Annotated in this window: 22 protein-coding genes and 1 pseudogene; 11 read left to right on the top strand and 12 right to left on the bottom strand. The window is 72.6% G+C overall.

Annotated features, from left to right (window positions below):
- Window positions 1–3: 3 nt before the first annotated feature.
- Complete coding sequence (locus IE225_RS23205; RefSeq protein ID WP_190059536.1) at window positions 4–612, bottom strand: peptidoglycan DD-metalloendopeptidase family protein; 609 nt, start codon at window positions 610–612, stop codon at window positions 4–6.
- A gap of 304 nt (window positions 613–916) precedes the next feature.
- Here IE225_RS23205 and rpsB point away from each other — a divergent pair, with 304 nt between their 5' ends.
- The 9 genes from rpsB (at window position 917) to IE225_RS23160 (ending at window position 11,055) form a co-directional block, all read left to right on the top strand.
- Entirely contained in the window at window positions 917–1,789 is an 873-nt protein-coding gene (rpsB, locus tag IE225_RS23200) for a 30S ribosomal protein S2 (RefSeq protein WP_190059535.1), read from the top strand.
- A gap of 176 nt (window positions 1,790–1,965) precedes the next feature.
- The gene (gene tsf / locus IE225_RS23195) at window positions 1,966–2,802 is read left to right on the top strand and encodes a translation elongation factor Ts (RefSeq protein ID WP_190059534.1); all 837 of its coding nucleotides are present in this window, start codon (window positions 1,966–1,968) and stop codon (window positions 2,800–2,802) included.
- A 210-nt stretch (window positions 2,803–3,012) separates the two neighbouring features.
- Window positions 3,013–3,771, top strand: coding sequence for a UMP kinase (pyrH, locus tag IE225_RS23190; protein ID WP_190059533.1), 759 nt, complete (start codon window positions 3,013–3,015; stop codon window positions 3,769–3,771).
- Window positions 3,772–3,944: 173 nt separating this feature from the next.
- On the top strand, window positions 3,945–4,502 hold the full coding sequence (gene frr, locus IE225_RS23185; RefSeq protein ID WP_190059532.1) for a ribosome recycling factor: 558 nt from the start codon (window positions 3,945–3,947) through the stop codon (window positions 4,500–4,502).
- Window positions 4,502–5,653, top strand: coding sequence for a phosphatidate cytidylyltransferase (locus tag IE225_RS23180; protein WP_190059531.1), 1,152 nt, complete (start codon window positions 4,502–4,504; stop codon window positions 5,651–5,653). Before frr ends, IE225_RS23180 begins: the two co-directional genes overlap by 1 nt.
- Before the next feature lie 168 nt (window positions 5,654–5,821).
- On the top strand, window positions 5,822–6,934 hold the full coding sequence (gene rlmN / locus IE225_RS23175; protein ID WP_190059530.1) for a dual-specificity RNA methyltransferase RlmN: 1,113 nt from the start codon (window positions 5,822–5,824) through the stop codon (window positions 6,932–6,934).
- Between the two features lie 253 nt (window positions 6,935–7,187).
- Window positions 7,188–8,327, top strand: coding sequence for a thiamine ABC transporter substrate-binding protein (locus IE225_RS23170; RefSeq protein WP_190059529.1), 1,140 nt, complete (start codon window positions 7,188–7,190; stop codon window positions 8,325–8,327).
- 86 nt (window positions 8,328–8,413) lie between these two features.
- Complete coding sequence (locus IE225_RS23165) at window positions 8,414–10,036, top strand: ABC transporter permease (RefSeq protein WP_229879940.1); 1,623 nt, start codon at window positions 8,414–8,416, stop codon at window positions 10,034–10,036.
- Entirely contained in the window at window positions 10,036–11,055 is a 1,020-nt protein-coding gene (locus IE225_RS23160; RefSeq protein WP_190059527.1) for an ABC transporter ATP-binding protein, read from the top strand. Before IE225_RS23165 ends, IE225_RS23160 begins: the two co-directional genes overlap by 1 nt.
- A 243-nt stretch (window positions 11,056–11,298) precedes the next feature.
- Here the strand turns inward: IE225_RS23160 and IE225_RS23155 are convergent, their stop codons facing one another.
- The 7 genes from IE225_RS23155 to IE225_RS23125 form a co-directional block, all read right to left on the bottom strand.
- Window positions 11,299–11,967 (bottom strand): LAETG motif-containing sortase-dependent surface protein, encoded by a 669-nt coding sequence (locus IE225_RS23155; RefSeq protein ID WP_190059526.1) that lies wholly within the window; start codon window positions 11,965–11,967, stop codon window positions 11,299–11,301.
- Window positions 11,968–12,202: 235 nt separating this feature from the next.
- Window positions 12,203–13,339, bottom strand: coding sequence for an LOG family protein (locus IE225_RS23150; protein ID WP_190059525.1), 1,137 nt, complete (start codon window positions 13,337–13,339; stop codon window positions 12,203–12,205).
- A gap of 47 nt (window positions 13,340–13,386) precedes the next feature.
- Complete coding sequence (locus tag IE225_RS23145) at window positions 13,387–13,794, bottom strand: VOC family protein (RefSeq protein ID WP_190059524.1); 408 nt, start codon at window positions 13,792–13,794, stop codon at window positions 13,387–13,389.
- A 64-nt stretch (window positions 13,795–13,858) separates the two neighbouring features.
- Window positions 13,859–15,097, bottom strand: a complete 1,239-nt coding sequence (locus IE225_RS33400; protein WP_229879937.1) for a hypothetical protein — start codon at window positions 15,095–15,097, stop codon at window positions 13,859–13,861.
- Window positions 15,079–15,819: an ABC transporter ATP-binding protein gene (locus IE225_RS23135; RefSeq protein WP_190059523.1), complete on the bottom strand. Its 741-nt coding sequence runs from the start codon at window positions 15,817–15,819 to the stop codon at window positions 15,079–15,081. Before IE225_RS23135 ends, IE225_RS33400 begins: the two co-directional genes overlap by 19 nt.
- A 207-nt stretch (window positions 15,820–16,026) precedes the next feature.
- The gene (locus IE225_RS23130; RefSeq protein WP_190059522.1) at window positions 16,027–17,391 is read right to left on the bottom strand and encodes an aspartate aminotransferase family protein; all 1,365 of its coding nucleotides are present in this window, start codon (window positions 17,389–17,391) and stop codon (window positions 16,027–16,029) included.
- Window positions 17,392–17,393: 2 nt separating this feature from the next.
- On the bottom strand, window positions 17,394–17,930 hold the full coding sequence (locus tag IE225_RS23125) for an Lrp/AsnC family transcriptional regulator (protein WP_190059598.1): 537 nt from the start codon (window positions 17,928–17,930) through the stop codon (window positions 17,394–17,396).
- A gap of 165 nt (window positions 17,931–18,095) precedes the next feature.
- Here IE225_RS23125 and IE225_RS23120 point away from each other — a divergent pair, with 165 nt between their 5' ends.
- Window positions 18,096–19,535: a gamma-aminobutyraldehyde dehydrogenase gene (locus IE225_RS23120; protein WP_190059521.1), complete on the top strand. Its 1,440-nt coding sequence runs from the start codon at window positions 18,096–18,098 to the stop codon at window positions 19,533–19,535.
- Between the two features lie 78 nt (window positions 19,536–19,613).
- Here IE225_RS23120 and IE225_RS23115 read toward each other — a convergent pair whose 3' ends face one another.
- The 3 genes and pseudogenes from IE225_RS23115 to IE225_RS23105 all read right to left on the bottom strand — a co-directional run bounded on the left by IE225_RS23115 (window position 19,614) and on the right by IE225_RS23105 (window position 22,853).
- Window positions 19,614–20,750, bottom strand: coding sequence for a serine hydrolase domain-containing protein (locus tag IE225_RS23115; RefSeq protein ID WP_190059520.1), 1,137 nt, complete (start codon window positions 20,748–20,750; stop codon window positions 19,614–19,616).
- 146 nt (window positions 20,751–20,896) lie between these two features.
- The gene (locus IE225_RS23110) at window positions 20,897–21,595 is read right to left on the bottom strand and encodes a glycerophosphodiester phosphodiesterase (RefSeq protein ID WP_190059519.1); all 699 of its coding nucleotides are present in this window, start codon (window positions 21,593–21,595) and stop codon (window positions 20,897–20,899) included.
- 128 nt (window positions 21,596–21,723) lie between these two features.
- Window positions 21,724–22,853, bottom strand: a pseudogene (locus tag IE225_RS23105) (adenosine deaminase).
- A gap of 118 nt (window positions 22,854–22,971) precedes the next feature.
- On the opposite strand from IE225_RS23105, the gene IE225_RS23100 reads away from it, so the two are divergent.
- The gene (locus IE225_RS23100) at window positions 22,972–23,832 is read left to right on the top strand and encodes a DUF4190 domain-containing protein (RefSeq protein ID WP_190059517.1); all 861 of its coding nucleotides are present in this window, start codon (window positions 22,972–22,974) and stop codon (window positions 23,830–23,832) included.
- Window positions 23,833–23,994: 162 nt separating this feature from the next.
- Here the strand turns inward: IE225_RS23100 and ybiA are convergent, their stop codons facing one another.
- Window positions 23,995–24,558: a riboflavin biosynthesis intermediates N-glycosidase gene (gene ybiA / locus IE225_RS23095; RefSeq protein ID WP_506004987.1), complete on the bottom strand. Its 564-nt coding sequence runs from the start codon at window positions 24,556–24,558 to the stop codon at window positions 23,995–23,997.
- Between the last annotated feature and the right edge of the window lie 89 nt (window positions 24,559–24,647).

Genomic DNA, 24,647 nt, shown 5'->3' with positions numbered 1-24,647 from the left:
CGGTCACGTCGGCAATGGCACCCCCGCCACCGACAGCAGTCTCGACGGGCCCCCGTTCAGCAGCCACGGCGGCAGCAGCGCCAGCGGGTTCAGGTACGTCCGCCCCCTCAGCAGCCCCCAGTGCACGCAGGCCGTCCCGCAGTGCGCCCCGGCCCGCGCCCCCTCCACGGTCCCCAGCACCGCGCCCGCCCCCACCACGTCCCCCTCCCGCACCGACGGGCTCACCGGCTCGTACGTCGTCCGCAGCGGCGGGTCCCCCGTGCCCGTCAGGGCCACCGAGACGACACCCCGGCCCGCCACCCGCCCCGCGAACAGCACCCGCCCCGGCGCCACCGCCCGCACGGCGGCGCCGTCGGCGGCGCCCAGGTCGACGCCGCGGTGGCCGGGGCCGTAGGGCGTGGCCGGCGGGGACCAGCCGCGCAGGACGGCGGGACGCCGGCCCACGGGCCAGAGGCGGCCCATGGCCGGGACCGGACCGTCCGGGGCCGGCGGACCGGGGGAGGACGGCGGTCCCGGGTCCCTCGCCCACGCCGCCGGAGCCATCAGGACCACCGCCAGGAACAGCGTCGACACCGACCGTGTGCACGTCCGTACGCATCGCAGCACTCGCATGCGCCCACGGTGGCGCAGACCGGCCGATCAGCGTCGATCATGGCCGGGAACTGTGGATCGTCCGCCGGTTGTGGACAACGGCGTCACCTGCCGCGCCGCCAGTCCCGTACACTTCTGGTGGCGATCCGGGTCACCGGGTCGACTTCGCACGCCCCGACACCGGACCATTTCCCGGGGCCTTTCCCGGGGAAAGCGACGGTGTCCGCGCCTCTCGGTCCTCAGTGGCACGGCGCACGGCGGGCGTCAGGCGCGGGTGCCGTCCGGCACCCGCGGCACAACCGGGAAAATCAAGGAGAACACGGCCATGGCCGTCGTCACGATGCGGGAGCTGCTGGAGAGCGGCGTCCACTTCGGTCACCAGACCCGCCGTTGGAACCCGAAGATGAAGCGGTTCATCTTCACCGAGCGCAACGGCATCTACATCATCGACCTGCTCCAGTCGCTGTCGTACATCGACCGCGCCTACGAGTTCGTCAAGGAGACCGTCGCCCACGGCGGCACGATCCTCTTCGTCGGTACGAAGAAGCAGGCGCAGGAGGCCATCGCGGAGCAGGCCACCCGCGTCGGCATGCCGTACGTCAACCAGCGCTGGCTGGGCGGCATGCTCACCAACTTCTCGACCGTCTACAAGCGTCTGCAGCGGCTGAAGGAGCTCGAGCAGATCGACTTCGAGGACGTGGCGTCCTCCGGTCTGACCAAGAAGGAGCTCCTGGTCCTCTCCCGCGAGAAGGCGAAGCTGGAGAAGACCCTCGGCGGTATCCGCGAGATGCAGAAGGTGCCCAGCGCCGTCTGGATCGTGGACACCAAGAAGGAGCACATCGCGGTCGGCGAGGCCCGGAAGCTCAACATCCCGGTCGTCGCCATCCTCGACACCAACTGCGACCCCGACGAGGTCGACTACAAGATCCCGGGCAACGACGACGCGATCCGCTCCGTCACCCTGCTCACCCGTGTGATCGCCGACGCGGTCGCCGAGGGCCTGCTGGCCCGCTCCGGCGGCGCCGAGGGCAAGGGCGAGAAGGCCGCGGGCGAGCCGCTCGCCGAGTGGGAGCGCGACCTGCTCGAGGGCGAGAAGAAGGCCGACGAGGGCGAGGCCGCCGAGAAGCCGGCCGAGGCCGCTGCCGCCGAGGCCCCGGCAGCCGAGGCCCCGGCCGCCGAGACCGGCGAGCAGGCCTGACCCGACAGCGCCGGCGGCGGGAGCGGTGACACGACCACCCCACGAGGTGTACCGACCGCTCCCGCCGTTCACCCGTAGGTCTACGCCCCCCATCCGCGTCCACCCGTGGACCGCGGACCGCGCAGACCAGATCGATCTCTTCGATCCTCCAGACTTCGAGAAAGACTCACAGACTCATGGCGAACTACACCGCCGCCGACGTCAAGAAGCTCCGCGAGCTCACCGGCGCCGGCATGATGGACTGCAAGAAGGCGCTGGACGAGGCCGAGGGCAACGTCGAGAAGGCCGTCGAGCTGCTCCGCATCAAGGGCCAGAAGGGCGTCGCCAAGCGCGAGGGCCGCTCCGCCGAGAACGGCGCCGTGGTCTCGATCATCGCCGACGACAACTCCTCCGGTGTCCTCGTCGAGCTGAAGTGCGAGACGGACTTCGTCGCCAAGGGCGAGAAGTTCCTCTCCGTGGCCCAGGCCATCGCCGAGCACGTGGCCAAGACCTCCCCGGCCGACATCGAGACCCTGCTCGGCTCCGAGATCGAGCCCGGCAAGACCGTCCAGGCCTTTGTCGACGAGGCCAACGCCAACCTCGGCGAGAAGATCGTCCTGGACCGCTTCGCGCAGTTCGCCGACGGCTACGTGGCCGCGTACATGCACCGCACGATGCCCGACCTGCCCCCGCAGATCGGTGTCCTCGTCGAGTTCGACAAGCCGAACGCCGAGGTCGCCAAGGGCGTCGCGCAGCACATCGCCGCCTTCGCGCCGAAGTACCTCTCCAAGGACGACGTCCCCGCCGACGTCGTGGAGAACGAGCGCCGCGTCGCCGAGGAGACCACCCGCAACGAGGGCAAGCCCGAGGCCGCCATCCCGAAGATCGTCGAGGGTCGCCTCAACGGCTTCTTCAAGGAGGTCACGCTCCTCGGCCAGCCGTACGCGCTCGACAACAAGAAGACCGTCCAGCAGGTCCTGAACGAGGCCGGTGTCACCCTGAAGCGTTTCACGCGCATCAAGGTCGGCATCTGAGTCCGTACCGCGATCGACGCGCGAGCCCGATAGGGTCGACCGCAGTCGTCCGTGACGGCCGCGGCGTACGGGGAAGACGTCCCGCACGCGCGTGTGGCGGACGACAGCAGATCTGACGAGGAGGCCATTGCCGCAAGGGAAGCGAACCACGCCCCCGCCGGCAATGGCCTTCTTCGTCTGTGCGATCCAGGTAAAAGAGGCGAGATCTCCATGACCACCAAGGCCCAGAAGGGCGACGACGGCAAAGTACGCGGCCGGTTTCTGCTGAAGCTGAGCGGAGAAGCCTTCTCCGGGGGCGGGGGCCTGGGCGTCGACCCGGACGTGGTCCACGCCATCGCCCGCGAGATCGCGGCCGTCGTACGGGACGGCGCGCAGATCGCGGTCGTCATCGGCGGCGGCAACTTCTTCCGCGGCGCCGAACTCCAGCAGCGCGGCATGGACCGGGCCCGCTCCGACTACATGGGCATGCTCGGCACGGTCATGAACTGCCTCGCCCTGCAGGACTTCCTGGAGAAGGAGGGCGTGGACTGCCGCGTGCAGACCGCCATCACCATGGGCCAGGTCGCCGAGCCGTACATCCCGCTGCGGGCCGTGCGCCACCTGGAGAAGGGCCGCGTGGTCATCTTCGGCGCCGGTATGGGCATGCCGTACTTCTCCACCGACACCACCGCCGCCCAGCGCGCCCTGGAGATCGACGCCGAGGCGCTGCTGATGGGCAAGAACGGCGTGGACGGGGTCTACGACTCCGACCCGAAGACCAACCCGGACGCCGTCAAGTTCGACTCCCTCAGCTACGGCGAGGTCATCACCCGCGATCTGCGGGTCGCCGACGCCACGGCCATCACGCTGTGCCGCGACAACAAGCTTCCGATCGTTGTCTTCGAACTCCTGGCCCCGGGCAATATCGCCCGCGCCGTCAAGGGTGAGAAGATCGGCACGCTTGTGGGTGACCGCGACAGCCGGGACTGACCGGCACCCCTCCGTCCGCGGGACGCCACCTGTCCGGAGGACGGACCCTGACCGGGGGATGGACAATGTCCTGCCGGTCGGGAACCGTGCAGAAGAAGACCGCGACGCAGCCGGCCGCCGACCGAACACAACAATCCGCAGCCGGGCCTACTCAAGACACGCAGGAGCAAGTGGTGATCGAAGAGATCCTCCTCGAGGCCGAGGAGAAAATGGAGAAGGCCGTGGTGGTCGCCAAGGAGGACTTCGCCGCGATCCGCACCGGCCGTGCGCACCCGGCGATGTTCAACAAGATCGTGGCTGACTACTACGGCACGCCGACGCCGATCAACCAGCTGGCCTCGTTCTCCGTGCCGGAGCCGCGCATGGCGGTCGTGACCCCGTTCGACAAGAGCGCGCTGCGCAACATCGAGCAGGCGATCCGCGACTCCGACCTGGGCGTCAACCCGAGCAACGACGGCAACCTCATCCGCGTCGTGTTCCCCGAGCTCACCGAGGAGCGCCGCCGCGAGTACATCAAGGTCGCCCGGCACAAGGGCGAGGAGGCGAAGATCTCCATCCGCTCCGTGCGCCGCAAGGCCAAGGACGGCATCGACAAGCTGATCAAGGACGGCGAGGTCGGCGAGGACGAGGGCCGCCGTGCGGAGAAGGAGCTCGACGACACCACCGCGAAGTACGTCGCCCAGGTGGACGAGCTGCTGAAGCACAAGGAAGCGGAGCTGCTCGAGGTCTGATGAACGACTCTTCCTGGGGGGCGCCGCCACAGGCCGGGTACTGGGGGCCGCACGAACCCGCCGGTCCGGGACCCGTCCCGGGCGCCGCCCCGGCGGGCCCCGCGTACGGCGCGGGCGACGCCCAGCAGACTCGCCCCATGCCCATCGTGCCCGACGCACCCGCACACGATGGCGGACACCAGGATGATGACGACCGGGGGGCCGCTCGGCTGAGCGGCCCCTTGTTCCGCGACCAGCCGCAGCCTCCGGCCCCCGGGCAGCAGCCCCACGGGCCGGCCCCGCAGAATCCGGAGCCCATGTCCGACGCCCCGCAGCCGGCGCCCGCGCCGCAGAAGAAGAGCGCGGGCCGGGACCTCGGCGCCGCGATAGGGGTCGGCGTCGGTCTCGGCGCGGTCATCGTCGCCGCCCTGTTCATCGTCAAGGCGGTCTTCGTCGGCGTCATCGCCGTCGCCGTCGTCGTCGGCCTGTGGGAGCTGACCCGGCGCCTGCGGGAGCGCAAGGAGATCCGCGTGCCCCTGGTGCCGCTCGCGGTCGGCGGCGCCGCCATGGTGGTCGCCGGGTACGCCCGCGGCCCCGAGGGCGCCTGGACGGCCATGGCCCTCACGGCGCTGGCCGTGCTGGTCTGGCGGATGACGGAACCACCCGAGGGCTACCTGAAGGACGTCACCGCGGGCGTCTTCGCCGCGTTCTACGTGCCGTTCCTGGCCACGTTCGTCGCGATGATGCTCACCGCCGACGACGGCCCGCGCCGGGTCCTGACCTTCCTGCTGCTCACGGTGGTCAGCGACACCGGCGCCTACGCGGTCGGCTGGCGCTTCGGCTCCCACAAGCTCGCCCCGCGCATCAGCCCCGGCAAGACCCGCGAGGGCCTGATCGGCGCGGTCGCGTTCGCCATGGCGACCGGTGCACTGTGCATGCAGTTCCTCATCGACGGCGGCACCTGGTGGCAGGGCCTGCTCCTCGGCCTCGCCGTCGCCGCCAGCGCCACCCTCGGCGACCTCGGCGAGTCCATGATCAAACGGGACCTGGGCATCAAGGACATGGGCACCCTGCTTCCCGGTCACGGCGGCATCATGGACCGGCTGGACTCGCTCCTGCCGACGGCGCCGGTGGTGTGGCTGCTGCTGGTGCTGTTCGTCGGCTCGGGCTGACGGCGAGCGGGGTACGCTGGAAGGGCCTGCGGCGTCGGCTGCGGGCCCTTTCTTCGTCCCCGCCTTCGCGGGGGCGGTCCAGAGATCTCCTGGCTTCGGCACCGTCCTGCCGTCGTCCCCGCCCCCGCGGGGCTGCCAGGTCCGTCCGTCGTGAGGAGTCGTCCGACCGTGGCCCGTCCAGCCCCCGGTGAGCTCACCTTCGTCGCCCCCCGCGGAGCCAAGACCCCGCCGCGGCACCTCGCCGACCTCTCGCCCGCCGAGCGGAAGGAGGCCGTCGCGGCCGTCGGCGAGAAGCCGTTCCGCGCCCGGCAGCTCTCGCAGCACTACTTCGTGCGGTACGCGCACGACCCGGAACAGTGGACGGACATCCCGGCGGCCTCCCGCGACAGGCTGCGAAAGGCGCTGCTGCCGGAGCTGATGACGGTGGTGCGGCACCTGTCCACCGACCAGGGGACGACCCGCAAGACGCTGTGGCGGCTGTTCGACGGCACGCTCGTGGAGTCGGTGCTGATGCGCTACCCGGACCGGGTCACCATGTGCATCAGCTCGCAGGCCGGGTGCGGGATGAACTGCCCGTTCTGCGCCACCGGGCAGGCGGGACTGGACCGCAACCTGTCCACCGCGGAGATCGTGCACCAGATCGTGGAGGGCATGCGGGCCCTGCGGGACGGGGAGATCCCGGGCGGCCCGGCGCGGCTGAGCAACATCGTGTTCATGGGCATGGGCGAGCCGCTGGCCAACTACAAGCGGGTCGTCGGCGCGATCCGCGCGCTGACCGACCCCGCGCCGGACGGCCTCGGGCTCTCCCAGCGCGGCATCACCGTCTCCACGGTCGGGCTGGTGCCGGCCATCCACCGGTTCGCCGACGAGGGCTTCAAGTGCCGGCTGGCGATCTCGCTGCACGCGCCCGACGACGAGCTGCGGGACACGCTGGTGCCGGTCAACACCCGGTGGAAGGTGCGGGAGGTGCTCGACGCGGGCCTGGAGTACGCGGCCAAGTCGGGGCGGCGGCTGTCCATCGAGTACGCGCTGATCCGGGACGTCAACGACCAGGCGTGGCGCGGCGACCGGCTCGGCCGGCTGCTCAAGGGCAAGCCGGTGCACGTCAACCTCATCCCGCTGAACCCGACGCCGGGCTCGCAGTGGACCGCGTCGCGGCCCGAGGACGAGAAGGCGTTCGTGGCGGCGATCGCCGCGCACGGCGTGCCGGTGACCATCCGGGACACCCGTGGCCAGGAGATCGACGGGGCGTGTGGTCAGCTCGCGGCCACCGAACGGTAGTCTGTGCCCGTCAACAACTTCATACGGTCAACTTCATACGGTCAACATGTCCAATTTCCGACAGGGGAGCGCCACAGCGCTGAGAGTGCGGCAACCGGGCCGCAGACCCTCCGAACCTCGCCCAGGTCATTCTGGGTAGGGAGATCGGTCTTCACTCGAGCTGTTGCGCCCTGCCCGGGAGCCGCCGGAGTCCGCTCCGCAAGGCCCCGGGCAGGGCCGCGTCTCTTCCTGGTCAGTCCGTCAGCCAGGAGGAATGTCCGTGCAGTCCGTGCACCACGCCACGAAGGTCGCGGCCGCCGTCGTCGGCCTGGGACTCGTCACGCTCACCGCGTGCGGCTCGTCCGGCACGCAGGGCTCCGGCGGGACCGGCGCCGGGACCGGCGGCACGACGGTCACGCTGGTCAGCCACGACTCGTGGGCCGTGTCGAAGAACGTCCTGAAGGACTTCGAGAAGCAGTCCGGCTACCGGGTCAGGGTCCTCAAGAGCGGCGACGCCGGCCAGGCCGTCAACAAGGCGATCCTGACCAAGGACAACCCGCAGGGCGACGTCTTCTTCGGCGTCGACAACACCCTGCTCTCCCGCGCCCTCGACAACGGCCTGTTCCAGCCGTACGAGGCGAAGGGCTCCGGCAGCGTCAAGCCGGAGTACCGCGCCGGCACCGCCCAGCACCGGGTCACGCCCATCGACACCGGCGACATCTGCGTCAACTACGACAAGGCCTACTTCAGCAAGCACGAGCTGGCCCCGCCGAAGACCTTCGACGACCTGGTCAAGCCCCAGTACAAGAACCTCCTTGTCACCGAGAACGCCGCCACCTCCTCGCCCGGCCTCGGCTTCCTGCTGGGCACCGCCGCCAGGTACGGCGATGGGGGCACCTCCCAGGGCGGAGCCTCTGGGGGAGGCTGGCAGGCGTACTGGAAGAAGCTGAAGGCCAACGGCGTCAAGGTCGTCGACAGCTGGGAACAGGCCTACGACGAGGAGTTCTCCGGCTCCTCGGGCGGCCGCAAGGCGCACGGCGACCGGCCGCTGGTCGTGTCGTACGCCTCCTCGCCGCCCGCCGAGGTCGTCTACGCCGACCCCCGGCCGAAGACCGCGCCCACCGGCGTGGCCACGGGCACCTGCTTCCGGCAGGTCGAGTACGCGGGTCTGCTCAGCAACGCCCGCAACCCCAAGGGCGGCAAGGCGTTCCTGGACTTCCTGCTCACCAAGGAGTTCCAGCAGGACATGCCGCTCAACATGTTCGTCTACCCGGTGGTCGAGGGCGCGCGGGTGCCCGCCGAGTTCACCGCGTACGGGCCGCAGGCCAAGGACCCCGAGACCATGGCCCCCGGCAGGATCGCCGCCAACCGCGACCAGTGGGTCAAGTCGTGGACGTCACTCGTCCTGAAGTAGCCCGGACGACCGAGGCGGGCACAGCGGCCGGTACTGATGGGAACGGCCGCTCTGCCCGCCGTTCCGGCGCGGCGCGGCTCGCTCTCCTGGCCGTGCCCGCCGCGTTCTTCGCGGTGTTCTTCGCCTACCCGGTCGCCGCGATCGTCGCGCGCGGCCTGAAGGCGGACGGCCACTGGCGCCCCGGGCGGATCGCGGACGTGCTCGGCGACGGCGGCGTCCGGCACGTGCTGTGGTTCACCACCTGGCAGGCGCTGGCCTCCACCGCGCTCACGCTGCTGGTGGCCCTGCCCGGCGCCTACGTCCTGGCGCGCCTGGACTTCCCCGGCCGCCGGCTGCTGCGGGCCGTGGTCACCGTGCCGTTCGTGCTGCCCACGGTGGTCGCCGGCTCGGCGTGGCTCGCGCTCGTCGGCCGCGGCGGGCTGCTGGACACGCTGTGGGGCGTACGGCTGGACACGACCGTGTGGGCCATCCTGCTCGCGCACGTCTTCTTCAACTACGCGGTCGTCGTCCGCACGGTGGGCGGCCTGTGGGCGCAACTCGACCCGCGGCAGGAGGAGGCGGCCCGGATGCTCGGCGCGTCCCGCCTCACCGCCTGGCGCACCGTCACCCTGCCCGCCCTCGCGCCCGCCGTGGCGGCCGCCGCCCTGATGGTCTTCCTGTTCACCTTCACCTCCTTCGGCGTCGTGCAGATCCTCGGCGGACCCCGCTTCGCCACCCTGGAGGTGGAGATCTACCGGCAGACCTCCGAGATCTTCGACCTGTCCACGGCCGCCGTCCTCACCCTGGTCCAGTTCGCCGCCGTCGCCGCGATCCTCGCCGTGCACGCCCGCACCGTGCGGCGCCGCGAGAGGGCCCTGCGCCTGGTGGACGCCTCCCGCACCGCCCGCCGGCCGCGCGGCGCGACGCAGTGGGCGCTGCTCACCGGCGTCCTGCTCTCCGTCGCCGTCCTGGTGCTGCTGCCGCTCGCCGTCCTGGTGCAGCGGTCCCTGGACGCGCCCGGCCTGCGCTACTACCGGGCGTTGAGCAGCGACGACGGCAACATCTTCCTCGTCGCGCCGATCACCGCGATCGGCACCTCCCTGGAGTACGCGCTGGCCGCCACCGCCATCGCCGTGGCGATCGGCGGCCTGGCCGCCGGGGCGCTGGCCCGGCGGGACGCGGGCCGGCTCGTGCGCGGCTTCGACGCGCTGCTGATGCTGCCGCTCGGCGTGTCCGCGGTGACCGTCGGCTTCGGCTTCCTGATCGCCCTGGACACCCCGCCGCTGGACCTGCGGGCCTCCTGGATCCTGGTGCCGCTCGCGCAGGCGCTGGTCGGCGTGCCCTTCGTGGTGCGGACCATGCTGCCGGTGCTGCGCGCGGTCGACACACGGCTGCGGGAGGCGGCGGCCGTGCTCGGGGCGTCGCCGTGGCGGGTGTGGCGCGCGGTGGACCTGCCGCTGGTGCGGCGGGCGCTGCTGATCGCCGCCGGGTTCGCCTTCGCCGTCTCGCTCGGCGAGTTCGGGGCGACGGTGTTCATCGCCAGGCCCGACCGGCCCACGCTGCCGGTCGCCGTGACCCGCCTGCTCGGCCGCCCCGGCGACCTCAACTACGGCCAGGCGATGGCCCTCTCGACGATCCTGATGCTGGTGTGCGCCGCGACCCTGCTGCTCCTGGAGGGGCTGCGCGGCAGGACGACCGGTGACCGTACCGACCCCACGGGGGAGTTCTGATGCTGCTCGGCCTTCAGGGGGCGACCGTCCGGTTCGGGCGGCGCACCGTGCTGGACGCCGTCGACCTCGACGTCGCCGAGGGCGAGATCGTGTGCGTGCTCGGACCCAGCGGCAGCGGCAAGTCGACGCTGCTGCGCGCGGTGGCCGGGCTGCAGCCGCTGGACGCCGGGCGGGTGCTGCTCGACGGCCGCGACCAGGCCGGGGTTCCGGCGCACCGGCGCGGAGTGGGGCTGATGTTCCAGGACCACCAGCTCTTCCCGCACCGGGACGTGGCCGGCAACGTGGCCTTCGGGCCGCGCATGCACGGCGCCGACCGGCGGGAACAGGCCGAGCGCGTCAGGGAGTTGCTGGAACTCGTCGGGCTGCCCGGGGCGGAGCGGCGGGCCGTGGCCGCGCTGTCGGGCGGCGAGCAGCAGCGGGTGGCGCTCGCCCGCGCCCTGGCCGCCCGGCCCCGGCTGCTGATGCTGGACGAGCCGCTCGGCCAGCTCGACCGCTCGCTGCGGGAGCGGCTCGTCGTCGAACTGCGGGAGCTGTTCGGCCGGCTGGGCACCACGGTGCTCGCCGTCACGCACGACCAGGGCGAGGCGTTCGCGCTCGCCGACCGGGTGGTGGTGATGCGCGACGGGCGCATCGCCCAGAGCGGCACGCCGCTTCAGGTGTGGCAGCGGCCGGCGGACGCGTTCGTCGCCCGGTTCCTCGGCTTCGACAACGTCGTGCAGGCCACCGTCGGCGACACGGCCGCGGACACCCCGTGGGGCAAACTGCCGGTGCCCGAGGACTCCCCGCGGGGCACCCGCACCCTCCTCGTACGGCCCGCGGGCGTCCGGCTGGTGCCCGCCGCCGAGGGCCTGCGCTGCACGGTGACCGCCCGCACCTTCCAGGGCACCCACGTCGCCGTCCACCTCCAGCCCCGCGACGCGCCCCGCCTCCAGGCGGCCTGCGCCCTGCGCGAGGCGCCCGAGGTGGGCCAGGAGGTCGGCGTGGCGTTCGACGCGGCGGAAATCGCCGTGCTGGGCTGAGGGGCCGGATCGTAGGTGCGGGCATGACGCCCCCTGTTCCGTACGACCGGTGTGGCTGGAGCGCACGGCGTTCGGCCGACCGGCCGCTCACCATCCGCGGCCCGGCCGCGGTGGCCCGACGGCTGTGGCCCGCCCCGCGGGTGCGGAGCGGGCCACGTCGGTCACGCCCTCCGGCCGCGTGATCGGCCGGCTGCTACCCGGTGCCGGTCAGGTGCCGGTCCGGTGCTGTTCCGCTACCGGCTTTCAGCGGCCGCCGTTCGCGCCGCGTCGGCGCAGGCCGAAGAAGACCGCGCCGCCGCCGACGGCGATGAGCGCCGCGGCGATGCCGGCGATCAGGCCGGTGTTGGAGCTACCGGTCTCCGCGAGGTTGGACTCGCCGGCCGCGGCCGACGGGGCGTTGCTCGCGGAGGGCGCCGGCGCTTCGGCGCTGTCGGAGGAGGACGGCGCCGGGGCCGGGCTGCCGGAGGCGGCCGGGGCGGAGGCGGACGGGGCGGACGCCGACGGCGTCGGGGTGTCCGACGGCGACGGGCTCGCGGACTGCCCGGCCGAGCAGGCCTGGGACGGGGTGGTCAGGTTCGGCGTGATGTCCTCGTTGACGAGGTTGGCGGCCTTGACGTGGATGCGGTACGTCGCGTTCGGCTTCCAGTCCTCGGCGAAGGTCACGGTGGTGCCCTCGCGGGAACCCTTGACCTTCTGCTGGCCGATCTTCTTCACGTCGGCGCCGTTGTTCTCCAGGAACACGGAGATCACGGCCGGGGTGCCGGAGGCGTCGGTGTCGGTGACGGTGATGACGCCCTGGGCGCCGTCGCAGGACGCCTCGGCCTTGAAATCACGGATGGTGCAGGAGAACGCGGTGCCGGCGGCGCCGAGCGCCAGCGCGGCGGAGGCGGCACCGACGCCCAGGACACGCACGGCGCGTGCGGTGCGGCGGGATGCGCGGAATTCACTGGTTGCGGACGAGATGGCCACGTTTGCCCTTCACGGGATGCGCAATTGCGGGGGGTTGAGCGGGGCGGAAGCGGCGGTGAGAGACGCGGCCGCCATCGCCCCGGCAGGATCACACGTTTATAAGCGTTCCATAAGTGATGTCAACGCGCATGCCCCTCAGAGGCGTTGGCTTTGCCCGTTCATGAAGCCTCATGAAGCCTCATGAAGCGCTGAGACGTTTCAACGCCTCGGGGGCCTCCTCGATCCGGTCGACCAGGGCGATGCGCCCCTCCATCTCCCGTCCGCGGGCCAGCGCCGTCAGCAGCGGCCACGCCGGCAGCCGCTCCGTCCAGTGCGCCCGGTCCACGAGCACCATGGGCGTCGGCTCGCCGCGGGAGGAGTAGTAGTTCGGCGTCGCGTTGTCGAAGATCTCCTGCACGGTGCCGGCGGCGCCCGGCAGGAACACCACGCCCGCGGTGCAGCGGGCCAGCAGCCCGTCCTCGCGGACGGCGTTGGCGAAGTACTTGGCGATGTGCGCGGCGAACGCGTTGGGCGGCTCGTGGCCGTAGAACCAGGTGGGCAGGCCCACCGAGGACCCGCCGCCCGGCCAGCGGTCGCGCACCTCGAACGCGGCGCGCGCCCAGTCGGTGACCGACGGGGCGAACGACGGTGCCTTCGCCAGCAGTTGCAGGGCCTCACCGAGCATCCGCTCGTCGAACGGGGCCGCGTACGCGCCGAGGTTGGCGGCCTCCATCGCGCCGGGTCCGCCGCCCGTGGCCACCGTGAACCCGGCGCGCGCCAGCTCCCGTCCGAGCCGGGCGGCGCCGGCGTACTCCTCGGTGCCGCGCGCCATGGCGTGCCCGCCCATGACGCCCACCACCCGGGCCCCGGCGAGGAGTTCGTCCAGCGCGTCGCAGACGGCGTCGTCGTGCAGGGCGCGCAGCATGGAGGAGAAGACGTCCCCGTCCGCCTGCGTCCGCCGGAACCAGGCGTACGCCCGCGCGTCCGGGGTCGCCTCGTAGCCCCCGGCCGTGTCCAGGCCGTCGTACAACTCCTGGGGCGTGTAGACGAATCCGCGGTACGGGTCGAAGGGCAGGTCCGGCACTGGTGGGAACACCAGGGCGCCACGGGCGCGGATTCGGGCGGCCGCCTCCGGGGCCATGGGGCAGCCGAGGAAGACGGCGCCCGTGGTGTCGGCGGCCAGCAGTGCCTCCGTACGGCCCGTCAGGTCGACGGACTGCACGCGATGGTGGGCGAGGGAGCCGTGCGCGGCGAGGACCTCGTCGAACTCGGCGAGCGACTCTATCTCGCGGTCGTGACGGGCCGGGCGGGACGGCTGGGCGGGTGTCGAATGCACCCGCCCATGCTAGGAGGACGCGCTCGGAGGGGAAGCTCCCGGGGAGGTCAGCCCTGCATCGCCGCCGGGTCCATCCAGACCACCTCCCAGGTGTGGCCGTCGAGGTCGTCGAAGGCACGGCCGTACATGAAGCCCTGGTCCTGCACCTGGTCGGAGGCGGTGCCGCCGGCGGCGACGGCCTTCTCCACCAGCTCGTCGACCTTCTCGCGGCTCTCGGCGCTCAGGCACAGCAGCACCTCGCTGGTGGTGGTGGCGTCCGCGATCTCCTTCTTCGTGAACGTCGCGTAGAACGGCTTGGTCAGCAGCATCACGTAGATGGTGTCGCTGATCACGACCGAGGCCGCGTTCTCGTCGCTGAACCGGGGGTCGAGGGAGTAGCCGAGGTCCGTGAAGAACTTCTTCGCGGCCTCGAGGTCGTTCACGGGCAGGTTCACGAAGATCATCTGCTGGTACATGGTCGCTCCCGCGGTGCTTGATGGTGTGCCGTTCGAGAAGGTGGACCGGGCCGCGGCGCGAAACTCATCGGTGTGTCAGCGGCAGGGCCGCCAGATGCGCGATCAGCAGGGTCAGCGGGGTGAGGAGGGCCAGGAGGGCGCCGGTGCGCAGGGCGGCCGCCGCGCGCAGCGTCCGGGCCGGCGCGCCGAGGCGCAGCAGGGCGTCCGTGTGCTGCGCGCGCGCCTGCCGCGCCTCCACGGCCGCGGTCAGCAGCGTCGCGACCGCGCAGCCGGCGACCAGCAGCCCGCCGAGCGTGGTGAGCGGTCCGAGTGTGGTGAGCGGGCCGAGGACGGCCGGGGCGCGCGGCGCGGCCGGCACGGTGGCCGTGGTGTACGCGCCCGACGCGACCGCGCACACCACGCCCAGCGGCCGTCCGATCCGGTGCGCCTCCGCCATCAGGATCCGCCCGGCCAGCAGCCGCAGCGCGCCGGGCCGCGCCGCCTGCAGCAGCCGGCCGCACAGGTGGGTGAGACCGGGGCCGGCGAGGGCGAGTCCGACGGCGGTGAGCAGCCAGCCGGCCAGAACGCCCAGGGGGCCGGGAGGCAGGCCGCCGGGCAGGGTGAGGGAAGCGGTGGCGGAGCGGCTCGCGTACGTCTCCACGGCGAGACCGGCGGCCAGCACGGCGACGCCCCAGGGGAGGGTGGAGGGGACGACGGCGAGGGCGGGCCCGGCTTCGGCGGCGCCCGGTGCCGGGTGAGGGCGGCTCGCACCGCCCGGCGCGGGTGCCGGCGCCGGTGCGGTGGCGCGGCCCTTCTCCCGCGGCCGCAGCTGCCACGCCACCACGGCCGAGGCCGTCCCCGGCACCAGCGCCAGCAGGGTCAGTGTCCCGGCCGCCGGCAGCGGGGTGCCGCCGCCCAGCAGGTCCGTGGCCGCGCCGTCGAACGGCAGGCCCGTGAGGTCGCCGCGCAGGTGGAGGAAGAGGAGCAGGGCCAGCCCGGAGCCGAGGGCGCAGGACAGGGCGGTGGTGAGGGCCGAGACGGCCATCAGGTGGGCGGGGCCGAGGCCGACGGCGGACAGGCCGGGGCGGGGGCGGGTGCCGGGGTCGGTGCGGGCGACGGCGAGCGCCAGGTGCACGGTCGCGGCCAGCGGCACCGCGCACCAGACGAGGCGGAGCAGGGAGGCGGCGGGCGCCTCGGGGTGGCCGAGGGCGTGGCCGAGGGTGCCGAGCAGGAGGAAGCCGGTGCCCGCGGACGCGGCCGCGACCAGCAGGCGGCGCAGCTGGACGGCGGGGCGGGCGCCGCGGCTCAGGCGGAGAGCGAGCACGCGGCCCGGCCTTCCGGGTCGGCGACCTCGGGCAGGTGCGCGGCGCTCACGCACCGCCCGTCCAGCAGCCCCACCGTCCGGTCGGCCAGAGCCGCGGTCTGCGCGTCGCGGGTGGCGACGACGACGGTGATGCGGTGCGAGCGGGCCGCCGTGGTGAGCGTGCGCAGCAGGTGGGCGCGGTCGGCGCGGTGCAGGGAGGCGGTGGGCTCGTCGGCGAAGAGGACCGTGGGGGAGGAGGCGAGCGCGCGGGCGACGGCGACGCGCTGCTGTTCGGCGCGGCGCAGCCGGTGCGGGCGGTGCCGGGCGCGGTCGCCGATGTCGAGGCGCTCCAGCCACTCCAGGGCGGTGGTCTTGGCGCGGCGGCGCGGGGTGCCGCGCAGCATCAGGGGCAGCGCGGTGTTCTCCCAGACGGTGAGTTCCGGCACCAGCGCGGGCGCGGGATCGATCCAGCCGAAGCGTTCGCGGCGCAGCCGTTCGCGCGCGAAGGCGCCCATCGTGTGCACGGGGAGGCTGTTGAACCACACCTCGCCCTGCTGCGGCCGCAGCAGCCCGGCCAGGCAGCGCAGCAGCGTGGTCTTGCCGCTGCCGCACGGACCGCCGACGGCGAGGATCTCCCCCTCGCGCACGCCGAGGGAGACCCCGCCGAGTCCCGGGGAGCCGTCGTCGTGGGTGAAGTGCAGGGAGCGTGCCCAGAGCACGTCGTTGTCCGGCGGGGCCTCCATGGGCGTACACCTCGAGTTCGGATCCGTAGTTCCCGTGCGTTCCCCCGTCCGGGGGAACGAAGGCGGGGCCGATCGGTCACACGCACGCTAGGCAGCGTTCCGCCGCGGGCCGGACAGCACGCGGCCCCGGGCCGCCGTTTCTCACTCGAACGGGCGGTTCCGGGGCCGGCGTTGACCATCCGGGAGGATGATCCTCCCGGGGCGCGGTCACAGCTTCGTCCACGCCTCCGTCAGCGTCGCGCGCAGGATCTGCTCGATCTCGTCGAAGGTCGCCTGGTCGGAGACGAGCGGCGGGGCGAGCTGGACGACCGGGTCGCCGCGGTCGTCGGCACGGCAGTACAGGCCGTTGTCGAAGAGGGCCTTGGACAGGAAGCCGTACAGGACGCGCTCGGTCTCCTCCTCGTCGAAGGTCTCCTTGGTGGCCTTGTCCTTGACCAGCTCGATGCCGTAGAAGAAGCCGTTGCCGCGGACGTCGCCGACGATGGGCAGGTCGTGCAGCTTGCGCAGGGTGGCGAAGAACGCCGCCTCGTTGTCCAGGACGTGCTGGTTGAGGCTCTCGCGCTCGAACAGGTCGAGGTTGGCCAGGGCGACCGCGGCGGAGACCGGGTGGCCGCCGAAGGTGTAGCCGTGCAGGAAGGTGTTGTCGCCCCGGTAGAACGGCTCGGCGATCCGGTCGGAGACGATGCAGGCGCCGATGGGGGAGTAGCCCGAGGTCATGCCCTTGGCGCAGGTGATCATGTCCGGGACGTAGCCGAACTTGTCGCAGGCGAACATCGTGCCCAGGCGGCCGAAGGCGCAGATGACCTCGTCGGAGACGAGCAGCACGTCGTACTTGTCGCAGATCTCGCGCACCCGCTGGAAGTAGCCGGGCGGAGGCGGGAAGCAGCCGCCGGCGTTCTGCACCGGCTCCAGGAAGACCGCGGCGACGGTGTCGGGGCCCTCGAAGAGGATCTGCTGCTCGATCTGGTCGGCGGCCCAGCGGCCGAAGGCGACCGGGTCGTCGCCGAAGACCGGCGCGCGGTAGATGTTGGTGTTCGGGACCTTGTGCGCGCCCGGCACCAGCGGCTCGAAGGGGGCCTTCAGACCCGGCAGGCCGGTGATGGACAGGGCGCCCTGCGGGGTGCCGTGGTAGGCGACCGCGCGGGATATCACCTTGTGCTTCGTCGGCTTGCCGACCAGCTTGAAGTACTGCTTGGCCAGCTTCCAGGCGGTCTCGACCGCCTCGCCGCCACCGGTGGTGAAGAAGACCTTGTTCAGGTCACCGGGCGCGTAGTCGGCGAGCCGCTCGGCCAGTTCGACGGCCTTGGGGTGGGCGTAGGACCACACCGGGAAGAAGGCGAGTTCCTGCGCCTGCTTGAACGCGGTCTCGGCGAGCTCGGTGCGGCCGTGGCCGGCCTGGACCACGAACAGACCCGCGAGACCGTCCAGGTAGCGCTTCCCCTTGTCGTCGTAGATGTAGGTGCCCTCACCACGGACGATGGTCGGGACGGGCGCGTTCTCGTACGAGGACATGCGGGTGAAGTGCATCCACAGGTGGTCGTACGCGGATCGGCTGAGGTCCTTGCTACTCACGGTTATCGGGTTCCCCACATGTAGGTCTGCTTCTTGAGCTTCAGATAGACGAAGCTCTCGGTGGAGCGCACCGAGGGCAGCGCCCGGATGCGTTTGTTGATGACCTCCAGCAGGTGGTCGTCGTCCTCGCAGACGATCTCGGCGAGGACGTCGAAGGAGCCGGCGGTCATCACCACGTACTCGACTTCCGGCATGTCGGTGAGCGCGTCGGCGACCTCCTCCGCGTCGCCCTCCACGGTGATGCCGACCATCGCCTGCCGCCGGAAGCCCACGGTGAGCGGGTCGGTGACGGCGACGATCTGCATCACGCCCTGGTCGAGCAGCTTCTGCACGCGCTGGCGCACGGCCGCCTCGGACAGGCCGACGGCCTTGCCGATGGCGGCGTACGGCCGGCGGCCGTCCTCCTGCAACTGCTCGATGATGGCGAGGGAGACGGCGTCCAGAGGGGGGTTGCCGTTCCTGGACTCGCGGGGGTCCCGGCGGGACTCGCGGACGTCCCGCTGATCTGCGCTTCGACTGGCCACGCCCCCACTGTGCACGACGTCTCGGCAGTTTCGCAAGGCTTGATCGATGAAATCCGTTGTTTATGAACCTGATACTTGCGGATTCCGTAGATCGGCTCGGGTCGGGCCTGTTGAAAACGTGGAGGCGCGGACTAATGTGGGTGTCCCAGCGATTGGACACCCGAACTTGGAGGGCCGGCAGTGAGCACCGAGCTGCGTCGTCTGCGCAACTACATCGACGGTGAGTTCCGGGACGCCGCCGACGGACGGACCACCGAGGTGGTCAACCCCGCGACGGGCGAGGCCTACGCCACCGCCCCGCTGTCCGGCCAGGCGGACGTGGACGCCGCCATGGAGGCCGCCGCCCGGGCCTTCCCCGGCTGGCGCGACACCACCCCCGCCGAGCGGCAGAAGGCCCTGCTGAAGATCGCGGACGCGTTCGAGGAGCGCGCCGAGGAGCTCATCGCGGCCGAGGTGGAGAACACGGGCAAGCCGATCGGGCTCACCCGTGACGAGGAGATCCCGCCGATGATCGACCAGATCCGCTTCTTCGCGGGCGCGGCGCGGATGCTGGAGGGCCGCTCGGCCGGCGAGTACATGGAGGGAATGACGTCGATGATCCGGCGCGAGCCGGTCGGCGTCTGCGCCCAGGTCGCGCCGTGGAACTACCCGATGATGATGGCCGTGTGGAAATTCGCCCCGGCGATCGCGGCCGGCAACACGGTCGTGCTGAAGCCGTCGGACACCACGCCGGCCTCCACCGTCCTGATCGCCGACATCCTCGGCTCGATCCTGCCCAAGGGCGTCTTCAACGTCATCTGCGGCGACCGCGAGACCGGCCGCATGATGGTCGAGCACCCCGTCCCCGCCATGGCCTCCATCACCGGCTCCGTGCGGGCCGGCATGCAGGTCGCCGAGTCCGCGTCCAAGGACCTCAAGCGCGTCCACCTGGAGCTCGGCGGCAAGGCCCCGGTCGTCGTCTTCGAGGACGTCGACATCGCCAAGGCCGTGGAGGACATCTCCGTGGCGGGCTTCTTCAACGCCGGGCAGGACTGCACGGCCGCCTGCCGCGTCCTGGTCCACGAGTCGATCCACGACGAGTTCGTCGCCGAGCTCACCAAGGCCGCCGCGAACATCAAGACCGGCATGCCGGACGACGAGGAGGTCCTCTTCGGCCCGCTGAACAACCCCAACCAGCTCGCCCAGGTCGAGGGCTTCATCAACCGCCTGCCCGCGCACGCGCGCGTGGAGACCGGCGGCAAGCGCGTCGGCGACAAGGGCTACTTCTACGCGCCGACCGTCGTCTCCGGCGTCAGGCAGGACGACGAGATCATCCAGAAGGAGGTCTTCGGCCCGGTCATCACCGTCCAGTCCTTCTCGGACGAGGACCAGGCCGTGGAGTACGCCAACGGCGTCGAGTACGCCCTCGCCTCCTCCGTGTGGACCCGCGACCACGCCCGCGCCATGCGCATGTCCAAGAAGCTCGACTTCGGCTGCGTGTGGATCAACACCCACATCCCGCTGGTCGCCGAGATGCCGCACGGCGGCTTCAAGAAGTCCGGCTACGGCAAGGACCTGTCGGGGTACGGCTTCGAGGACTACACGCGGGTGAAGCACGTGATGACGTCGCTCAACGGCTGACGTCCGCGCGCCGGCCGCCGGGGCTGCCCGCCCCGGCGGCCGTCCCGGACGGCCGCCGCCCCGCCGCGGCCGGCCCTTTCACCGGTTGAACGCCGGGAAGGCGAAGCGCCGGGCGGCGGCGAGGCCGTCGCCCTTGGCGTCGGTGGCGTTGACGGAGTAGACGAGGGTGCGGGACAGGTCCCGGGTCGCGGCGAAGACGGTGGCGTAGCCGGGGCGGGAGCCCGTCTTGGCCCAGATCACCCGGCCGTTGAGCTCGATGCGCTCCAGGGCCGCGCCGTACCTGGCCCCGGGCACGTCCGGGACGGTGAACATCTCCCGCAGTTGCGGCTCGGGCACGACGCGGCCGCGGAACAGGGCGAGCAGGAGCCGTTCCAGGTCGGCGGTGGTGGAGATCATGTCGCCGGCCGCCCACCGGTCGGACATGTTCCAGTCGGTGACGTCGACGAGCCTGCCGTCGATCCAGTCGTAACCGCGGTTGTGCGGGCCGTGGATGCGCGGGTCGGCGCCGCGTGGGAAGGACGTGTCCCGCATACCGAGCGGACGGAAGATCCTGACCTGCGCCTGGTGCGCGTAGGAGTCGCCGGTGACCTTCTCGATCAGCAGGCCGAGCACGGTGTAGTGGATGTTGGCGTACGTCTGCCGCGTCCCGGGGTCGTACGCCGGGCCCTTGGCCACCGACGCGGCCACCACCTGACGCGGCGTCAGCGTCTCGAAGCGGTGCGCGTAGCCCTCCTCGACCGTCTCGCCCAGCGAGGCGCCGGGCTGCAGGCCGCTGGTGTAGTTCAGCAACTGCCGTACGGTGACGGGCCGGAAGGCGTCGGTGAACAGGCCCGGCAGGTAGTGCTGCACGGTGCCGTCGAGGTCGATCCGCCGCTCCGCGGCCAGTTGCAGCACGATCGCCGCGGTGACCACCTTGGTCACCGAACCGGCGCGGAAGCGGGCGTGCGCGAGCGCCGGCGCCCCGGTGCGCAGGTCCCGCACGCCCGCCGTGCCGCGCCAGCTTCCCTCGCCGCCCACCCGCAGCAGCGCCGCGGTCGCGTCGTGGTCGGGCAGTCCGGCGAGGGCCGCTCGGAGGGCGTCGGTGTCCGGCCCGGCGGCCGGGCCCCGCGCGGTGCCGGGCGCCGGCGCGGCGGCGAGGGCGGGGGCCGCGACCGCCGGCCCGGCGGTGAGGGCGAGGACGAGGGCGGACGCGAGGACGGCGGTACGGCGGCGCATCGGCTGCCTCCTGTGGTGGTTGAGGTGACGCCGATCATCGTCCGGTGCCGCGCAGCCGCCGCGGATCGTCGGTGAGGAGGGCATCGGCCCCGGCGCGTCCCCGGATCAACCCCCTTGATGGGGAAGGAAGTTGTGGGGGATCACCCCTACGGGAGCCGGCTTTCGTCCGCCCGCAGCGCGTGCAGCACGTCGACGCGGTTGGTGGTGATCGAGTCGACGCCGAGGGCGAGGAGGCGGCGCAGGGAGCGGCGGGTGTCGGGGGTCCAGCAGGACAGAAGGTAGCCGTCGCGGCGAACGCGCTCGGCGAGGGCGCGGTCGACGAGGGGGAAACGGTAGTTGAGCCAGCGGGGGCGGACGGCGTCGAGGAGGGCCGGGCGGGGCGGGGCGAGCGTGGTCCAGGTGAGGGCGATCTCGGCGGACGCGTCGGCGGCGCGGACCGCGAGCATGGCGGGGGCGCCGGCGGTGTAGTAGACGCGGTCCCGCGCACCGCAGGCGCGCACGGCGTCCACGACCCGGTGCACGGCGCGCACGCCGGGGGCGCCGGGCAGGTCGATCATCACGCGGTGGCCGTCGGTGGCCCGCAGCGCCTCCTCCAGGGTGGGCACGCCGCCCGCGGTCAGGCCCCGCACCTCGTCCGCCGAGAGCGCGGACAGCGGCCGGTCCACCTCCCACAGCCGCTTCAGCGTCGCGTCGTGCAGCAGCACGGGCACGCCGTCGCGGGTGAGCCGTACGTCGATCTCGACCGCGTCGGCGCCCCGCGCGAGGGCGGAGCGCAGCGAGGCGAGGGTGTTCTCACGGGCGCGGTAGGGATCGCCGCGGTGGGCCACGGCGGTGACGGTCTGCATGGGCCCATTGTGGCCGGGGTCGGGGCCTGGGCCCGAACCGGGCCTGGGCCCGAGCCGGGCCTGGGCCCGGGGTACAGGGTTCCCGGGCCCGGGGAACGGAGCCCAGGGCCCGGGGCCGGCCGTCCGGATCAGGCGGCGAGCCACCGGGCGGTGTACGTGTCGATCTCCTCCGCCAGCCGCGCCTTGCCGGCCGCGTCCAGGAAGGACGCCTCCACCGCGTTCTTCGCCAGCTCGGCCACACCCCGCTCGTCCAGGTCGAGGAGGCGGGCGGCGACGGCGTACTCGTTGTTGAGGTCGGTGCCGAACATCGGCGGGTCGTCGGAGTTGACGGTGACCAGGACCCCGGCGGCGGCGAACTCCTTGATCGGGTGCTCGTCGAGGGTGCGGACGGCGCGGGTGGCGATGTTGGAGGTGGGGCACACCTCCAGCGGGATGCGGTGCTCGGCGAGGTGGGCGAGCAGCTTCGGGTCCTGGGCGGAGCTGGTGCCGTGGCCGATGCGCTCGGCGCGCAGGTGGGTCAGCGCGTCCCACACCGTCTGCGGGCCGGTGGTCTCGCCGGCGTGCGGCACGGAGCGCAGCCCGGCGGCGATCGCGCGGTCGAAGTACGGCTTGAACTGCGGCCGCGGCACGCCGATCTCCGGCCCGCCCAGCCCGAAGGAGACCAGTCCCTCGGGGCGCAGCCGGTCGTCGGTGGCGAGCCGGACGGTCTCCTCGGCCGCTTCGAGGCCCGCCTCGCCGGGGATGTCGAAGCACCAGCGCAGGATCGTCCCGAAGTCCGCCTCGGCCGCCTTGCGGGCGTCCTCGATGGCGTCCATGAAGGCGCGCGCGTCGATGCCGCGCCGGGTGGAGGAGTACGGCGTGACGGTCAGCTCGGCGTAGCGCACCTGCTGCCGGGCCAGCTCACGAGCCACCTCGTAGGTCAGCAGCCGTACGTCCTCCGGGGTGCGGATCAGGTCGACGACGGACAGGTAGACCTCGATGAAGTGGGCGAAGTCGGTGAAAGTGAAGTAGTCGGCCAGGGCCTCGGGATCGGTGGGCACCTTCGAGTCGGGGTGCCGGGCGGCCAGTTCGGCGACGATGCGCGGGGAGGCGGAACCGACGTGGTGCACGTGCAGTTCGGCCTTGGGCAGGGCGGCTATGAAGGCGTGCAGGTCGCGGGCGGCCCGGTCGGCGGCGGGCGCGGTGCTCTGGTCGGTCAACGGTTCCTCCCCGAAAGCGGCGCCCCGCTCCACCGGGGCGGCGGGCGGGACGCGGTGATCGGCTGATCGGCGCATCGGGGATCATCGTAGGCCGGGCGCCCGGCGGAGGACCGGGCGCGGGCACGTCGGCGCCAGGCCGTAGCATGGCGGGACGATCGAGCGAGGGGGACTTACGAGATGACGGACGGAAGCCGGCCGCACGACGACACCGGAAGCGGCGCCCATCCCTGGGCACCCCCGGAGCACGGCCCGTCTTTGGAGAAGCGCCCGCAGCAGCAGCCGCCCGCGCCCGGCGCGACGGCTCCGGCGGCCCCCGCCGCCGGCTGGCCGCCGCCGCAGTCCGCGGACCTGCCCCCGCAGCAGCCCCCGGCCCAGCAGTCCCCGGCCGGGCAGCCGTCGTCCGTGCACGACCAGGCCACCGTGACCTCGATGCCCGCCCCGGGCGGCTTCGCCCCGCCCGGAGCGGGCCAGGCGCCCGGCGCCCAGGCCGCGGGCACCCCCGGCTACGGCACCCCGGCCCCCCACTCCGGCTACGGCGCCCCGGGCTCCGGTCACCCCGGTCCCGCCCCCGCCCCTACCGGCGCCGGATCCGTGCCGCCTCCGCCGATAGCCCCCTCCGGCCCCGCCGTCCCGCCCCCCGCGGCACCCGGCGGCTACGGCTACCCGGGCTACCCGCAGGGTCCCGGCTGGGGCGCCCCGCCGATGCCGCCGCAGAACGGCATGGGCATCGCGGCGATGGTGCTGGGCATCCTGTCCTGCTGCCTGTTCTGCTTCTACGGCGTGTTCTCGCTGGTGCTGGGCGTCCTCGCCGTGGTCTTCGGCATCAAGGGCCGCCGGCGCGCGGACCGCGGCGAGGCCACCAACCACGGGCAGGCGCAGGCCGGTTTCATCACCGGGATCATCGGCATCATCCTCGGTCTCGCCGTCACCGTGCTGATAGTCGTCGGCATCGTCATGGCGGCGAACAAGGACGACACGGAATCCGACCCGTACGTCTACGACGGCGCCGGCCCGGTCGCGGCGGCCGTCCACCACTGACCCGCCCGCGCCGCGCGCCGCCGCCACTCCCGCCGGATCACCGGTCCGGCGGGCCGCCGGTCCCGCCGATCCGCCGCCGGTCCCGCCGATCCGCCGCCGGTCCCGCCGATCCGCCGCCGGTCCCGCCGATCCGCCGCCGCTCCCGCGCGACCGGCCCCCGTGTCACCGGACCTGCGCCGACAGCCGCTCCCGCGCCTCCATCAGCGCGAAACCGAGCAGGTTGTCCCCACGCCAGCGCTCCGGGTCCGCGGCGGCCTCGTCGTCCGCGGCCAGGCCGATGCCCCACACCCGGTCCACCGGACTGGCCTCCACCAGCACCCGCTCCCCCGTGCCCAGCAGGAACTCCCGCAGCTCGGGGTGGGCGGCGAACTTGTGCACACTGCCCGCGACGACGATCCCGAAGCGCTCCCGCCGCCATATCGCCTCGTCGAAGCCGCGCACCAGCCGCCCCGCTTTCTTCGCCTCCGCCGGATGCTCCGCCGCCAGCACCCGCCGCTCGGCCTCCGCGTCGCCGAACAGCCGCGCCTTGCCCGCCATCATCCAGTGCTCGGCGCTCGCGTAGGTCACGCCGTCCACGGTGAACGGCGCCGGCCACCACTGGCTCAGGCAGCTCGCGCCGATCCGCCCGTCCGGGCGCGGCCGGTGCCCCCAGAAGAAGAGGTACGTGACCCTCGCCCCCGCGTGGATCGCCCTGATCAGGGCGTCCCGAGAATCGATCTTCACCATGCCGCCGAGTGTGGCACGCGCCACTGACATTCCGTCCCCGTTTTTCCGCTCCCACTCGACACCCGGTCGACAGATTCCGTTGCGTAACC

Source organism: Streptomyces echinoruber (genome assembly GCF_014651135.1).
Lineage (GTDB): Bacteria > Actinomycetota > Actinomycetes > Streptomycetales > Streptomycetaceae > Streptomyces > Streptomyces echinoruber.
This window is presented reverse-complemented; position numbering and strand designations above follow the sequence as displayed.